Origin of the sequence: Pseudanabaena sp. PCC 6802 (assembly GCF_000332175.1) — a bacterium.
Lineage (GTDB): Bacteria > Cyanobacteriota > Cyanobacteriia > Pseudanabaenales > Pseudanabaenaceae > PCC-6802.
Window position 1 is genome coordinate 1557774 of sequence record NZ_KB235914.1, and the last position, 13598, is coordinate 1571371.

Annotated in this window: 14 protein-coding genes and 1 pseudogene; 5 read left to right on the top strand and 10 right to left on the bottom strand. The window is 47.6% G+C overall.

What is annotated here, in order from left to right; genetic code table 11:
* Positions 1 to 198 precede the first annotated feature (198 nt).
* Together PSE6802_RS0112285 and PSE6802_RS0112290 are read right to left on the bottom strand one after the other, a co-directional pair.
* A complete protein-coding gene (locus tag PSE6802_RS0112285; protein WP_019500357.1) occupies positions 199 to 1197 on the bottom strand; it encodes a CBS domain-containing protein in 999 nt (332 codons plus the stop codon).
* Positions 1198 to 1456: 259 nt separating this feature from the next.
* Positions 1457 to 1804 carry a recombinase family protein gene (locus tag PSE6802_RS0112290; RefSeq protein WP_019500358.1) on the bottom strand — a complete coding sequence of 116 codons (348 nt, stop codon included), beginning with the start codon at positions 1802 to 1804 and terminating at the stop codon, positions 1457 to 1459.
* A gap of 68 nt (positions 1805 to 1872) precedes the next feature.
* Here PSE6802_RS0112290 and PSE6802_RS0112295 point away from each other — a divergent pair.
* The 3 genes and pseudogenes from PSE6802_RS0112295 to trxA form a co-directional block, all read left to right on the top strand.
* Positions 1873 to 2055, top strand: a pseudogene (locus tag PSE6802_RS0112295) (nucleoside monophosphate kinase); the annotation flags it as partial.
* Positions 2056 to 2207: 152 nt separating this feature from the next.
* The gene (locus tag PSE6802_RS0112300; protein WP_019500360.1) at positions 2208 to 2507 is read left to right on the top strand and encodes a ferredoxin; all 300 of its coding nucleotides are present in this window, start codon (positions 2208 to 2210) and stop codon (positions 2505 to 2507) included.
* A 61-nt stretch (positions 2508 to 2568) separates the two neighbouring features.
* A complete protein-coding gene (gene trxA / locus PSE6802_RS0112305) occupies positions 2569 to 2898 on the top strand; it encodes a thioredoxin (protein ID WP_019500361.1) in 330 nt (109 codons plus the stop codon).
* A 199-nt stretch (positions 2899 to 3097) separates the two neighbouring features.
* On the opposite strand, the gene PSE6802_RS0112310 is transcribed toward trxA, so the two are convergent.
* The 6 genes from PSE6802_RS0112310 to PSE6802_RS0112335 all read right to left on the bottom strand — a co-directional run bounded on the left by PSE6802_RS0112310 (position 3098) and on the right by PSE6802_RS0112335 (position 10066).
* Positions 3098 to 3433 (bottom strand): low molecular weight protein tyrosine phosphatase family protein, encoded by a 336-nt coding sequence (locus PSE6802_RS0112310; protein ID WP_019500362.1) that lies wholly within the window; start codon positions 3431 to 3433, stop codon positions 3098 to 3100.
* Between the two features lie 181 nt (positions 3434 to 3614).
* Positions 3615 to 5390, bottom strand: a complete 1776-nt coding sequence (locus PSE6802_RS0112315) for an ABC transporter ATP-binding protein (protein ID WP_019500363.1) — start codon at positions 5388 to 5390, stop codon at positions 3615 to 3617.
* Positions 5391 to 5531: 141 nt separating this feature from the next.
* Entirely contained in the window at positions 5532 to 5648 is a 117-nt protein-coding gene (locus PSE6802_RS0112320; protein WP_019500364.1) for a photosystem II reaction center protein I, read from the bottom strand.
* 477 nt (positions 5649 to 6125) lie between these two features.
* Positions 6126 to 7607: an ammonium transporter gene (locus PSE6802_RS28805; protein WP_412973442.1), complete on the bottom strand. Its 1482-nt coding sequence runs from the start codon at positions 7605 to 7607 to the stop codon at positions 6126 to 6128.
* 109 nt (positions 7608 to 7716) lie between these two features.
* Entirely contained in the window at positions 7717 to 9090 is a 1374-nt protein-coding gene (gene rlmD / locus PSE6802_RS0112330) for a 23S rRNA (uracil(1939)-C(5))-methyltransferase RlmD (protein ID WP_019500366.1), read from the bottom strand.
* A gap of 64 nt (positions 9091 to 9154) precedes the next feature.
* The gene (locus tag PSE6802_RS0112335; protein ID WP_019500367.1) at positions 9155 to 10066 is read right to left on the bottom strand and encodes a carbohydrate ABC transporter permease; all 912 of its coding nucleotides are present in this window, start codon (positions 10064 to 10066) and stop codon (positions 9155 to 9157) included.
* A gap of 317 nt (positions 10067 to 10383) precedes the next feature.
* On the opposite strand from PSE6802_RS0112335, the gene PSE6802_RS0112340 reads away from it, so the two are divergent.
* Positions 10384 to 10857 carry a hypothetical protein gene (locus PSE6802_RS0112340; RefSeq protein WP_019500368.1) on the top strand — a complete coding sequence of 158 codons (474 nt, stop codon included), beginning with the start codon at positions 10384 to 10386 and terminating at the stop codon, positions 10855 to 10857.
* A gap of 15 nt (positions 10858 to 10872) precedes the next feature.
* On the opposite strand, the gene PSE6802_RS0112345 is transcribed toward PSE6802_RS0112340, so the two are convergent.
* On the bottom strand, positions 10873 to 11382 hold the full coding sequence (locus PSE6802_RS0112345; RefSeq protein WP_019500369.1) for a hypothetical protein: 510 nt from the start codon (positions 11380 to 11382) through the stop codon (positions 10873 to 10875).
* A complete protein-coding gene (locus PSE6802_RS0112350; RefSeq protein WP_019500370.1) occupies positions 11379 to 12704 on the bottom strand; it encodes a GAF domain-containing sensor histidine kinase in 1326 nt (441 codons plus the stop codon). The genes PSE6802_RS0112345 and PSE6802_RS0112350 overlap by 4 nt, the downstream gene beginning before the upstream one ends.
* 404 nt (positions 12705 to 13108) lie before the next feature.
* Here PSE6802_RS0112350 and PSE6802_RS0112355 point away from each other — a divergent pair, with 404 nt between their 5' ends.
* On the top strand, positions 13109 to 13483 hold the full coding sequence (locus PSE6802_RS0112355; protein ID WP_019500371.1) for a hypothetical protein: 375 nt from the start codon (positions 13109 to 13111) through the stop codon (positions 13481 to 13483).
* The last annotated feature ends 115 nt before the right edge of the window (positions 13484 to 13598 follow it).

The window sequence follows — 13598 nt, forward strand, 5'->3', positions numbered from 1 at the left end:
AATTTAGGCATTTTTAGCCTTTTCGAGGCATTTGATAGCGCTTGCTCCCTTTCTTACTCTTTACAACTATCCCTATTTCCCAGAATTAGCCAAAATTTGTTTCTCTTCATACACCTCATGAATAGTGCAGGCTAGATCGCAAGGCAATTTACGGTCAGTCGGTACCTGAGGAATTCCAATAAGACTGAAATTCATTCTTCAGAGATTCCCCACAGCTTCTTGCGGTTTAGGCTTTGTATGGCTGCTCGGCAAGTAGCGTTCTTTCTCAGCTTCTAATTCGTCAATTCTTCGTTGCAGCGTTTCGATTACCCCATACATTTCCATAGGGTCGAATACTTTTAACAAACTAGTTTGGGTAACAATACCTAATTCCCTTCCCCAGTTCCAAGATACGACCAACCGCCGCACGTGTCGGCGTTGCATCTCCTGATGGGCAGTCCACAGAGAATCATCAGGATTCAATAAAAAGAGGGGCGTACTCATCACATCGCCAGCCAGAACATTAGTCAGGTCTAGCTTGAGCGATAAAAATTGCACGATATCTCGTTCGGTGACGATACCCACAGGTCGGACGCTATCTTCGTCATCTGCTGTGGTAATTACAACGCAACTGACGCAAAATTTCGCCATGCATCGGACTAAAACCATGACTGAGGCGTTTATAGAAGCATGGATTATCTCTCTAGTCATCACATCTGACACCCGCCTTAACTTCAGGAAGTTAGCCGGTCGAAGTACCTGGCGAATACTTTCAGGCGTAACAACTGCAACTAAGCGATCGCCATCGCTGACAATCGGCAGATGGCGAATCTGGTACCTCCGAAACAGAAATAAAATCGCAAAAATATCCTGGCACTGGCTTTGATGGAGGGTGATGACTGGTTGCGTCATCACGTCGGCAACTTTGACCCCTTCAAAGTCTATCCCCGCAGCGGTGAAACGCACAATATCTCGCTCAGTAAAAATGCCTATCAACCTCTCTCCCTGCAAGACCAGAACGCAACTAGCGCGCGTTTCGCATTTGAAAAGCTCATTTGATGGCGAATTCACGTCAGATAACAGGCAACTCCTGCCCCGCGTAATGTCCATTAAATCGATCGCTTCCAGGAGTGAGGTATCAGCAGCTACAGTGAGGGGATAGCGGTCAACTACCTCCTCTAAGGTTAGCGTGCTAACAAGCGAATCTTGCGTTTGCATGGTTGTAGAGGGATGTAACAAAAAAACTAGCCATTAGCCAGAAATAATATACACCTTAGACCAATAAAGGTGTATCATAGAGGAATGTTACGCTAAAAATCGAGAAGAGCTTTATGAGGAGAGGGTTGTATGCCTTTATAGGTTAAATCAAAACGGTAATTTCAATCGCAATAACGTAACGATTCTACATCCTTAGGGGTGCTTGTCGATCGAGCCAAATTCAAAACGCATTAGCTAGATTGCAACCCTAAAAACAAAACTAGGTTTGCGCGCTGGTTAAGCCAGATATCCTGGGTGTTTTGCCGTAGAGTCGATCTAAAACTCGCTTGACTGAGATGCGTTTCCACTCCTGCCCTCGCTTCGTGCGATATCCTTGCTGATTTAGCCAATCAGCAATCTGTTGGAGGGACTTACCAGACTTATGGTGGCGGCGAATTAACTCGATTATTTGCTGCTCGCGACCGTCTTCTACCAACTCGCCATCGATTGCAATTTGACCGAATGCTGGCGAACCATAGCCGGCATAGCCACCTCTAGAGGCTTTTTCCCGTCTGCCGCGATTGAGCTTTTCCCAGATTGTGTAGTTGTCTGAATTCTCAGCAGGCATAACTGTCAGCAATTTAGGAACCTTGTTTATCAGTTTATCAATATAGCTTAGCAATAACCCTTAAAAAAATGCGATTAAGTTTCTTAGGGTCTCCTGGAAGCGGCAAGAGCGCTCAAGCCAGCGTCTTGGCAGAGCAATTGCAAATTCCTCATGTTTCCACTGGTGACATTTTGCGGCAAGCGATCGCGCACAAAACAGGATTGAGCATTCAGGCAGAGGCTCATGTCAATGCGGGAGAACTGGTGCCGGACATTTGAAGAGGTTAATCTCGTCTTGCAAGACCTGCTGAAAATCCAGGCACCAGCGTAGCGGGACATAAACTTATTACTCAAAAGCGATCGCAGAAATTACTTATCAAAATCATTATTTGCAACATTAGAACAACAACATTAGGGAAAAATCCATGGCAACTTACAAAGTTAGACTTGTTAACGAAGCTGAAGGTCTCGACCGCACGATTGAGGTAGCTGACGACCAGTACATTTTCGATGCCGCAGAAGAGAACGACCTCGATCTGCCCGTCTCTTGCAGAGCTGGTTCCTGTTCTAGCTGTGCTGGCAAAATTGTCTCAGGAACGGTCGATCAATCCGATCAAGCCTTCTTAGATGACGAACAAATAGCTGCCGGCTTTGTCCTCACTTGCGTTGCCTATCCCACTTCTGACTGCACCATTCTTACCCATCAAGAAGATAACCTCTATTAATAGATTTCTCTCTTGGATTTCCAACTCACAAACTTAGGTAAAACATTTAGGTAAAACATCTATGACATCTACAGCACAAGCGGGTTACGTGCAAAGCGCCGAATTCGATTCTCTTCTAGCCTCTGACGAACCTGTAGTTGTCGATTACACGGCTACTTGGTGCGGTCCCTGCAAGTTGGTTAGCCCTCTCATCGATCGCCTGGCAGCCGAGTATGAAGGCCGCGCCAAAGTGGTCAAGCTTGATGTCGATGAGAACAGAGACAATGCCAAAAAATATGGCATTCGCAGCATTCCAGCCGTGCTCGTTTTTAAAGGTGGCGAGGTGGTGGAAACCATTGTGGGCAAGGCCACTTACGAAACCTTCAGTCAAGCGCTAGACAAACACCTGTAGATTCTGAATATTAAAGTGAGGGTATGGGAGCTTAAGTCGTTGCATCCATAACCTCAACTCTATCGAAGCGTATGCACCGGTTACCAGTCGTTCAAAGTATCCGGCTCCCACTCACTTTCAAGGGCTTGAGTTTTTGGCATTATAGTCTTGCCAATAGGCGCTCATGATGATTAAGCTATTTTAGGAACAGATTACTATTTCAGCTAGATATTCCCAGTAGTGGTAGAATTTTTTGCTTCAGGATGTCTATAAGAGCAGGCTCCATGTACTCAAAGTGATCGGGAATATCCAAACAAATTACGCGCTTGTTTTTAAGCCAAGGTTGGAACTTTTGTGATAATTTGCGGCGATGCGACTTCTCCATCACAAAAATGATATCTGACCACTGGACTGTTTCACTACTCAGCGATACTTCAGCCTCGCGATCTAATCCCGCTGACTCTACCTCCACTCCCTCACATCCTGCAAATATTGCTTCAGCAGTGGGACTTCGCAGTCGATTGCGACTGCAAATAAATAGCAGTTTTATAGCCATAGACAGATCTGTTAGGACAGGGGGGTGTGGGGGCTGCGCCCCCACGCAGGGGTGGAACCCCTGCACCCCGTCCTAAGCCTGTTGGCTATAGCTATATCATGTTTAGAATGATTTGACCGAACCTCTTGCCATTGCGACATCTAGAGCGACCCTACCGAAATTTGCTAACCGCTATAAAACCCTACACCTTCGCCATCATTTCCAACTCATACAAGCTCGCATATAGTCCCTTATGCTCGATCAATTCGTCATGCGTGCCGGACTCCACCACTTCGCCCTGTTTCAAAACTAAAATGCGATCGACATTGCGCACCGATGAAAGTCGGTGCGCGATAATAATGGCCGTGCGTCCAGCCAGCAAGCGCTCCAAAGACTGTTGTACCAGGTATTCGGTGCCGACATCCATTGAGGAGGTTGCTTCATCTAAGATCAAAACGCGCGGATTGCGGATGGCTGCCCGAGCAAATGCCAATAGTTGTTTCTGCCCGCCTGACAGATTAGAGCCGCGCTCTCTGATTTCTGTATTGTAACTATCGGGTAAATCTTCGATAAACTGGTGTACGTTCATGCTCTGAGCTGCAGCGATCGCTTCCTCCAGGCTATAGTCTTCACCCAGCGTAATATTTTCCTTGACATCGCCAGAAAAGAGAAAAACATCCTGCAGGATTACACCTACATAGTGCCGTAGCTCTTTTTGAGCGATTTCACGAATATCTACTCCATCGATGAGAATGCGTCCCCTGGTTGGTTCGTACAGTCGCGATAGCAGGCGGATAATCGAACTTTTACCCGCACCTGTCGGGCCGACTAACGCCACCTTTTCGCCGGGCCTAATCGTGAAGTCAATTTTTTGCAAAACGAACTCCCCTGGCTTATAGCCAAACCAGACATTTTTAAAGCGGATTTCGCCTTTGCCATCTTTGGGTAAAGATTTGGGCATCTCTGGATCGCGAATCTCAATCGGCTCGTTGATGATATTGGTAATGCGCTCGATCGCGGTAAAACCAGCCTGAATCACGGTAAACTTTTCCGCCAACTGCCGCAGCGGATCGAATAGTCGTTGCGAAAACAGAATAAACGCGGATAGTTCGCCAAACGTCAAGGTTTTCTGGATGACCTGGCCGCCCCCCAGCCACAGAACGCCAGCGATCGCCACCAGTGCCACCCACTCCAGCGTCGCGGATACAGCCGAGTCGTACCAGATCGTGTCGTTCACTTCGGCAATATATTTTTTGTTCACCTGTAGGTGCTGTTGCGAATTATAGCGTTCGCGCCGAAATAGCTGTACTATACCTACCCCAATAATATTTTCTTGCAAGATGGAGTTAAGTTCGGACAGGCGCTCGCGGGCTTTGTAGTTGGCTTTGCGAAACTGTTTTTGAAAGTAAATAATTAAACCCGTCACTGGAATTACCATCGCAATTAGCAACAGGGCTAGATCCCAGCGCAACCAGAACATAAAGCCAGCAATGGCAACGATCGATGCCAGATCGCTAATAATGCCCACCGCACCCGTGGCAAATACATCGCCCAACGCTTCCACATCGCTCGTGAGGCGGGTAATAAGCTTGCCCACAGGCGTGCGATCGAAAAAGCTAATTGACAACGATGTAACGTGCTGAAACAGGTTGTCGCGGATGTCAGCCGTAATATTCTGCCCTACCTTTTGGACGAGGAACCCCTGCCAAGCCTGGAGTAACATCCTTACCACGATCGCCAATAGCAAAAGTATGCTGAGCGATCGCAATCCCCCAAAGTCACCATTTTTAACTGGGCCATCCAGGGCTTGCTGCACCAAAATTGGCTGTATGGCGTTAGCAATAGATAGCGGCACCAGTAGAATCAGCGAAACAATCAACTCTTTGGCGCTGTGCTTCGCATAGGGATAAAGCCTCAGAAGCAAGCGCCAGTCGCTATCTACAGGGGCGCGTCGATCGTTTGGACTAGGAGCAACCATGGCAAACAAAAAATTTTACACGCAAATAGATGGGGCAGACGTTAAATCCTGCCCCTTAAGATTAGCAATTACTGTCTCGGATTTTCGATGGACTGTGGTAGTCTCAGGCCGAAAAGCAAAAAGCTTAAAAATTACAACTGGCTACTCCAGATCCTGTCTGCCAGGGTTGCGAGCCGGGTCGCTGTTGAGAAATCCGAATATGAATAGGCTAACAAAGAAGATGACGGTGATATAAACAACTATTTTGAGCGTAAGCATGAATAGAGGGTCTCCTAAAAGAAGTAAAACGAATATAACTTATACATAAGACTAATCTTAGCGGAAAATATGTCTTAAGAAAGTCTTAAGAGAGCTATTAGCACGCAGCGGTTAGCGGCCAGCTTTTTAAAGTCTTATAACAATTTGAACAGTAAACGCGACAGATCGAACGGGTTGAAGGGGTTCTACCCCTTCGTGGGGGCTTTGCCCCCACCCCCCATCCGTAACCACAACAATTTAAATTGGTATTGTAGCTATAGCCAATAGGCTTAGGACGGGGTGCAGGGGTTCCACCCCTGCGTGGGGGCGCAGCCCCCACACCCCCTGGCTTAACAGATCTGTCTATGGCTATATCTTGCAAGCATTTTGAAATAGCGAAAAATCAAAGGAGGTGGCGATCGCCACCTCCTTTGTTCTCTAGGGGATTTTTTACCGACCAATATAAAGTGGGCATTGCCCACCCTAACAATCGTGTCTCTAGATTTCCATATCTAAAGTTTCTTTGGCAAAGCCACTGTATGCTTCCATACCATGTTCGCCGATATCCAAACCCTTGAGTTCTTCTTCGCGCGGTACGCGAATGCCACCTGTTATAGCGGCGATTAAGTACCAGGCGATCAAGCTAAATACAACGGTAAAGCCACCGACTGCAATAGCACCAACAAACTGATACCATAGCTGCTCAAAACCACCATTAAAGAACAGACCTGGTTTTGGGAACGGTGCAGCACCAAACTTGTCAGCTTCGCTAAAAAGTCCTAAAGCTAAAGTGCCCCACACACCACAGACCAGGTGAACTGAGGTAGCACCTACGGGATCGTCAATCTTGATTTTGTCAAAGAAACCGACGGCAAAGACTACCACGGTACCAGCAATTAGACCGATAATCCCAGCGCTGGCAACGCTGACGAACGCACAGGGAGCAGTAACGCCGACCAGTCCGGCTAAAATACCGTTGATAATCATGGATAAGTCCGGCTTACCCAGATATAGCCACGCTACAGCCGTCGCCGCAATTCCACCAGTGGCGGCAGCCATGTTAGTGGTGAGGGCAATATGGGCGATTAACTTGCCATTCGCATCCATGGTCGAGCCGGGATTGAAACCAAACCAACCCAACCACAGAATTAAACAGCCCAGAGTTGCCAAACCCATATTGTGGCCGGGAATGGCATTAACTCGACCCTCAGCACTGTAACGCCCTAACCTAGGCCCTAAGATTGCAGCACCTACCAGCGCGCCCCAACCACCAACTGAGTGCACGACTGTTGAACCAGCAAAATCGTAGAAGCCCATTTTGGCTGCCCAGCCTCCGCCCCAGATCCAGTGACCTGTAACCGCGTAGGCAATACCAACCAGCAAGAAACTAAAGATCAGGAAGGCAAGGAACTTGATTCTTTCAGCCACAGCACCGGAGATAATCGTGGCGGCGGTACCAGCAAACACCAATTGGAACAAAAACTTAGCTTCCAGGGGTACGCTCGTCCAGTTTAGGGCAGAGAACACGCCCTTATAGTCTTTGAGTAAAGCTGGGCTATTATCATCTCCACTTAAAAAGAAACCAGCTAGACCAATAAAATCGTTGCCATCGCCAAACATGAACCCGAATCCGATCGCCCAGTAGGCAACTGTGGCGATCGCAAATACGATCAGGTTTTTTGCCAGAATATTAACGGCGTTTTTGCGACGGCAGAATCCTGACTCTACGAGTGCGAAGCCAGCATTCATAAAGAAGACGAGGAAGGCAGCTATTACGACCCACATCGTGTCTAGGGCCACATTCAGCTCAGACTGGACGGCTTCAGGTGTAAGGGGAGGTGTTGCAGGGGCAGGTGTACCCTGGGCGATCGCCGAATAGACCCAAAATACACAAATTATGACGGCGAGAGGTAGACAGTACGACCAATTTACCGTCTGGCTCCTCTTTCTTTTGCTCTTTAGTTTAGAAACTAGCACTATAGAATTTTCCTCTCTGGAGTTAAGACAGTTAATCTAATCAGTAATGGTGATGACTTAAATCACACCAAACCTGATGAGATGAATTTGTATCTCAAGATACACAACAGGTTCAGGTTGCAGTCAAAAAAGCAACGGACTCCACATGGGCAGTTTGTGGAAAGAAATCTAGCATTTGGAGGTTAGTTAAGCAATAGAAGCGATCTACGCATAATTGCTTGAGATCTCGTGCTAAAGTGGCAGGATTGCAACTAACATAGACCAGGCGATCGGGACGAAGATCTCGCAAATTGGCGATCGCATCGCTATGGCAGCCTTTGCGCGGTGGATCGAGTAGGACGATATCGGGTTTTCCGTACGTTTGGATATCGGGTTGGAATAGTAGCTGCTCGACTTTACCCGTGTAAAACTTAACGTTTGTAATTTGCTCGATCGCGGCATTAACTTCTGCTTGGGCTGTAGCTTGTGGCTGCATTTCCAGGGCGATTGCCTGCTTCACCTGTCGCGCTAAAGGTAAAGTCAGTGCGCCTATACCAGCATAAGCATCTAACAAAATTTCCGTGCCGGTGAGTTTAAGCTCCTGTTGAATTACCGCCAGCATTTTCTCTGCTTGCTCGGTATAGACCTGAAAAAATGTATCGGCGCGGAGTTGGAACCGCACGCCTGCAAATATTTCTTCTAAGTAATCTCGTCCGGCTAGGCAACGGGTTTCTTTACCAAAGATGGCGTTGGTGCGATCCCGATTGCGATTGAGCAGGATGCCAACTAGCTGCGGGTACCTTGTCAGCCAAATTTTGGCTTGCGCCGCTAGACCTGGGACATCCCACTCTTTGCTAACCAGTACGAGTAATATTTCGCCTGTATGTCGTCCGATTCTGAACCCCAGGTGGCGCAGCAGTCCCGTATGTTTTTGCTCGTCATAGATCGAGCAGCCTAGAGCCTGAATATCTTGTTTAATCTCTGCCAGGAGCGGATCGAGACGGTTGTCCTGCACGGGACATTGGTTGAGGTTAATTATTTTATGGCTGCCTTTTTGGTAGTAGCCTGCTTTTACTTTGCCAGAGCGATCGCACTCTAATGGATAAGTCACCTTATTGCGATAGCCCAGAGTTGACTCCGCTCCAATAATTGGCTGCATTACAGAGGCGATTTCTTCTAGCGCAAAGCCACCGATGCGATGTAAAGCCTGAATCACCTGATTTTGCTTCGCAGCTAACTGGCGCGGATAACTCACCGCTTGCCACTGGCAACCACCGCATTTATCCGCCACAATGCAGCTAGGACGTACGCGATCCGGTGAAGGTTCGATAATTTGTTCGATCTGAGCGTAAGCAAGATTGGCTTTGACATGTAACAACCTCGCTTCGATGCGATCGCCAGGTACGGTATTGGGTACAAACACCACAAAATCGCGATCGCGCCCCACCCCATCTCCATTATCTGCCAGGTCAGAAATTTCCAAAGATACGATCTGTCCCTGCTGCATGTGACGAAGCTCTCTAAAATATTGGAGGAGTTAAACTTCAACATTTTAGCGCGATCGGCTCTAGTTACTTCTCATCCCACACTTTGAGTTGTAAGTAAACTAATCCCAAAACGATCGCCAGCAAAACCATTGCTGCTGCTGCCGCATAACCAAAGTCAAATAGGCCAAATGCCTGCTCGTAAACGTAGTGTACCAGAATATTGGTGGCGTTGAGAGGCCCACCACCCGTTACCACGTATACCTGCTCGAAACCTCGAAATGTAAAAATAATTGTGGAGATGATGACAAATATTGTCGTGGGACGCAAGCCGGGCAGGGTGATGTGCCAGAACTTTTGCCATCCATTCGCACCGTCGAGTTCGGCAGCTTCGTAACGGCTCTGCGGAATAGCCTGCAAGCCTGCCAGAAATACCACCATGTTGAAGCCCAACTGCTTCCAAATGCTCAGCAAAATCAAGACTAGCATTGCTAAAGCCTGATCGTTAAACCAGGCAGGGGGGCGATCCCAGTTCAGAAAACTATTAATCGCACCATCGGGCTGAAATAGCCAGCGCCAGCCCAATCCAGCCGCTACAATCGATACGACTGAGGGCAGGAAATACAGCGATCGCAATATCCCTTTGCCGACAAAACTGCGATCCAACAATGTTGCCATTCCCAACGGCAAAATTACACTGGGAATGACAGTTGCCAGCGTGAAATAGGCAGTATTGCCGAGGATTTGCCAAAATTCTGGATTCAGAAGCAGTCGGATGTAGTTATTTAATCCCACCCACCTCACGCCGCCCAACGTCAGGTGACCGCCCGTAACGCTGAGGTAGCCAAGATAGAGGATGGGATAGAGGACAAATATGCCTAATAGTAGCAGGGCCGGGGTTAGAAATATCCAGGCAGATACGGCGCTACGATCGAGCCAGTTGCCCAACTTAGCGGATGCCTGCGACGATTTAATAGGTGGCTTACTCAGTGGTTGCACTTAACTGTTCGTTTGAGATCGCAATGCTTAATAGGAACAGGCACGACATGTTAAGAATAATAAAGGTAAAAAGCCAAAAGAGCTATCCCCTAAATGCCCCCGTCCCGTCTGAGATGGCATAAGCGATCGCCGTAGCGCTGCCATGTGAGATTCCTTAAAACTCGCGATTGAAATTGGAATTTAAATCCGTTTGAACGGATTTTCGCTCTTAGACCGCAATCGCCCCCAGAGCTTTTGTCCCTGCATTACTGGCTGGTACAACCAATCCACGCTCGAAATGAGTATGCTGGAAGTGGAGAGTTCTTGAGGATAAGGCAATGAAAAAAATCGTTGCTTCATGTCTCGCGGCGATCGCTGCGGCTCTTGCTCTAGGAAATGCACAACCCACACAAGCTGAAACCAGGTGTTGGAGGAGTGGGTCCGTCGTGCAGTGTCAGAACGTGCAGCCCTATAACAACTACCGCACGTACAGACCGTATAACAATTACCGTTACTACGCGCCTTACAACAACTACCGCACGTACACACCCTATAACAACTACCGCAATTACACGCCTTATAACAACTACCGCACGTATAGACCCTATAACGACTATCGTTACTACAACTATAACTACAGTTACAACTCGAATCTAGCGCGACAAATCAATGCGATTTACCGTCAAGAGTTAGGACGTAATGCCGATCCAGAAGGGCTTCAACACTATCTCAATCAGTACTACTACTATGGTTGGAGTCTGAAAGATATCCATCGCGACATTGCCACTAGCAATGAAGCCTACAATCGTTAGGGTAGATACTACTAATCAATCGGTACCTGCCCACTGCCAAGCAGGTACGCCGTTTCTCGTGCTGCGAGAAACGATCGATGGCGTATAGTTGTTTGTGTCTCTCATACCCGTCATGTCTAAAGTCAGAAATACTTGGGAATCGATCAACCTCATGCGCAAGTGGGGCGAACCGTATCCCTGAGAGTTTCTTATGCCAGCCGAAGCTCTACATGTACTGTATTGAGGTTTTAAAGCTGCTACCCAGGTCACGCTAAAGGCATCGCTGTTAGCGATCGCAAATTTCCCCGCTAACCATTGCAGGTTAGCCTGACCGCTGCGCAGATAGCCTCCTTCATAGTGCTTGCTGGTTTCGGCGATCGTAACCTGCGGCGGACAATTAGTAGTCTCTTTGTCCAGTAATTTTGACACTTGCAACACTACATTCTCAGCTTGGGATACTAACGGATAGCAACAGATTAAACCTGCAATTACCAGGCTCGCAGGGAAATTTACAGGTAAATTTACAAGGATTGTCCTGAAATTCATTGAGATACATCGCTCCTTGGCAAATAAAAACTGACAACTGTTCCCATCTCCTCAGAGGATTGGATGGATAGATCGCCTCCATGAGCGATGACTATACTTTGCACGATACCTAACCCCAAACCAGTTCCAGAGGGCTTAGTGGAATAGAATGGTTCGGTTAACTTAGGAATTACTTCCGGTGGAATGGGAGTACCTCCATTATGAACTTTCACGTATATTCGATCTGGTGCAGATCGATCGTCAATCTCCCACCGCACGGTATTTCCGACCGCGATCGCCTCGCACGCATTATTTATCAAGTTTACAAATATCTGCTTTAGCTTGTCACGGTCACCATCGACAACAACCTCAGAGGATGCAGGGATAAACTCAATTTGCCGATCCTGGGCAGATGGTAGTGCGCGAATAGAATCTACCATTTCCGCGATGAATTTATTCAACTCTATTTCTACCATCTGGAGGGTGGGTTGCTTGGCATAATTGAGAATTTCATCTAAAAGACGCTTGAGGCGATCGCCCTCGTCCAAGGAAAGTTCGAGGCGCATTTGTGCTGCTTCTGGCAACTCCAAGCGCTTAAATGAATTTAATCCCAATAGTATCGTAGTGAGGGGATTTCGTACTTCATGGACGATTTTGGCAGCCAGACCGCCAATTTCAGCTAAGCGTTCCAGACTGCGGCGCAATTCCGCCGTGCGCTGTTCGACCATCTCTTCTAAGTGAGCGTTCACTTCCATTAATTGAGCCTGAGCGGCTTGCAGTTGAGCCGTGCGCTTGGCAACCTCTTCCTCCAGCATATGATTGAAGTTTTTCTGCTTTTGGTAGAGCAGATAATTATCCAGCGCAGTGGCAGCTCGTTCCGCAAAGATCTCGACCGTAGCGATTTCCTCTGGAGTAAATAAACGCGGCTCGTGACAAAAGGAGCAAATGGTACCGATCGTCTCTTTTTGAGATGTGCGCAACGGCACGCCTAAATATGAGAGATAGCCTTCGGGAGCCTGACCGCATTCGGGGCGCAATCTGACATCATCCACTGCTAGGGATTGACCAGTAGTAATAACCGTGTTCGTGACCAGTCCGTGCAGATCGTAGATATGCTCGCCCTCACCCATATCTACAGTGCTTGCCATCACGCGCTCGACCCCATTTTGGCAGAGCGTGACCACCGACCAGTCCAGCGATACCAGTTTGCTTACACCCTGGGCGATCGCCTGCAAATAGTCGATTGGTTCGCCAGTGCGGTAGCTCAGATCGAGCAAAAAATCGAGAATGCGTTGCTTTTGTTGTAACTGAATATCAAGCTGGGGCGACTTCTTTAAGGCCATAGTAAAGTGGGTGTTCGATTGTTACTGAATGAGGGCTTACGCAAAATCAACTTTTTTACCTACATACATTGTAGGGTGGGCATTGCTCCTCCTACCCGTGGGGTCTCTGCGTAAACCCGCGTAACAGAAAAATAAGTTTTTGCTGAAAATTGGCAAAGCGTCTCTTATCAAAGTATCAGGATATTTCAGTTAACTCCTTAGATCGTCGTAATTTTTTAAGCAGGTCAGCAAGCGAAGATGGCATCAAGTTCAAGTTAACTCAATCAAAGCTATAGCAATCCAAAATCATTTATAGATGGGGTGCAGGGGTAGAACCCCTGCGTGGGGCGCAGCCTCCACCCCCCTTTTTCACAAATCATTTGCGATCGCTATAGCTACAAGCCAAACAACATTAGGAGTCCCCAATGAAACTATCTACGTTACTTGCTACAACCGCGATCGCTAGTGCCGTTACAATTTCTACCATTCCTCTCCAAGCATTTAGCCCCAATTTAGGCCAGGTAGCAGCCCAAGAAATCAAAGTTGCTGCGGTAACGGCACAACAAAAGATCGACCAAATTATTGCCGTCAAGGGTAAACCTGGTAGCGCCGCTTTAATGCGGAAATTATATGAGAAAGATCTAACACCCATTGGGATTCAGCCCGGCGGTGCAGGCATGGTCGTCAACCTGTACAGTAAGAAAGATGACACTACTCTCTCTCTCTGCACGACTTTCGATGTCGTCGTAGCGGTGAAGAAAGGCGCGATCGCCCAATTCGATCCTGGTGAAGTTAAGTAATACCAAATTCTCTAACGCAAATTAACAGATTGCTGGAAGGGCGAGCGTTCGTTCGCCCGTACGTAGATTTTTGCAGAATTGGCAACGACAAACACTTTTCAAATCAGGAGACAGA

Bases quoted from the DNA above. Each gene is read 5' to 3' on its own strand.
- PSE6802_RS0112290 (WP_019500358.1), bottom strand. From the start codon at position 1,804: ATGCCTGCTGAGAATTCAGACAACTACACAATCTGGGAAAAGCTCAAT.
- PSE6802_RS0112300 (WP_019500360.1), top strand. From the start codon at position 2,208: ATGGCAACTTACAAAGTTAGACTTGTTAACGAAGCTGAAGGTCTCGAC.
- PSE6802_RS0112345 (WP_019500369.1), bottom strand. From the start codon at position 11,382: ATGAATTTCAGGACAATCCTTGTAAATTTACCTGTAAATTTCCCTGCG.
- PSE6802_RS0112320 (WP_019500364.1), bottom strand. From the start codon at position 5,648: ATGCTTACGCTCAAAATAGTTGTTTATATCACCGTCATCTTCTTTGTT.
- trxA (WP_019500361.1), top strand. From the start codon at position 2,569: ATGACATCTACAGCACAAGCGGGTTACGTGCAAAGCGCCGAATTCGAT.
- PSE6802_RS0112350 (WP_019500370.1), bottom strand. From the start codon at position 12,704: ATGGCCTTAAAGAAGTCGCCCCAGCTTGATATTCAGTTACAACAAAAG.
- PSE6802_RS0112310 (WP_019500362.1), bottom strand. From the start codon at position 3,433: ATGGCTATAAAACTGCTATTTATTTGCAGTCGCAATCGACTGCGAAGT.
- PSE6802_RS0112355 (WP_019500371.1), top strand. From the start codon at position 13,109: ATGAAACTATCTACGTTACTTGCTACAACCGCGATCGCTAGTGCCGTT.
- PSE6802_RS0112340 (WP_019500368.1), top strand. From the start codon at position 10,384: ATGAAAAAAATCGTTGCTTCATGTCTCGCGGCGATCGCTGCGGCTCTT.
- PSE6802_RS0112315 (WP_019500363.1), bottom strand. From the start codon at position 5,390: ATGGTTGCTCCTAGTCCAAACGATCGACGCGCCCCTGTAGATAGCGAC.
- rlmD (WP_019500366.1), bottom strand. From the start codon at position 9,090: ATGCAGCAGGGACAGATCGTATCTTTGGAAATTTCTGACCTGGCAGAT.
- PSE6802_RS0112285 (WP_019500357.1), bottom strand. From the start codon at position 1,197: ATGCAAACGCAAGATTCGCTTGTTAGCACGCTAACCTTAGAGGAGGTA.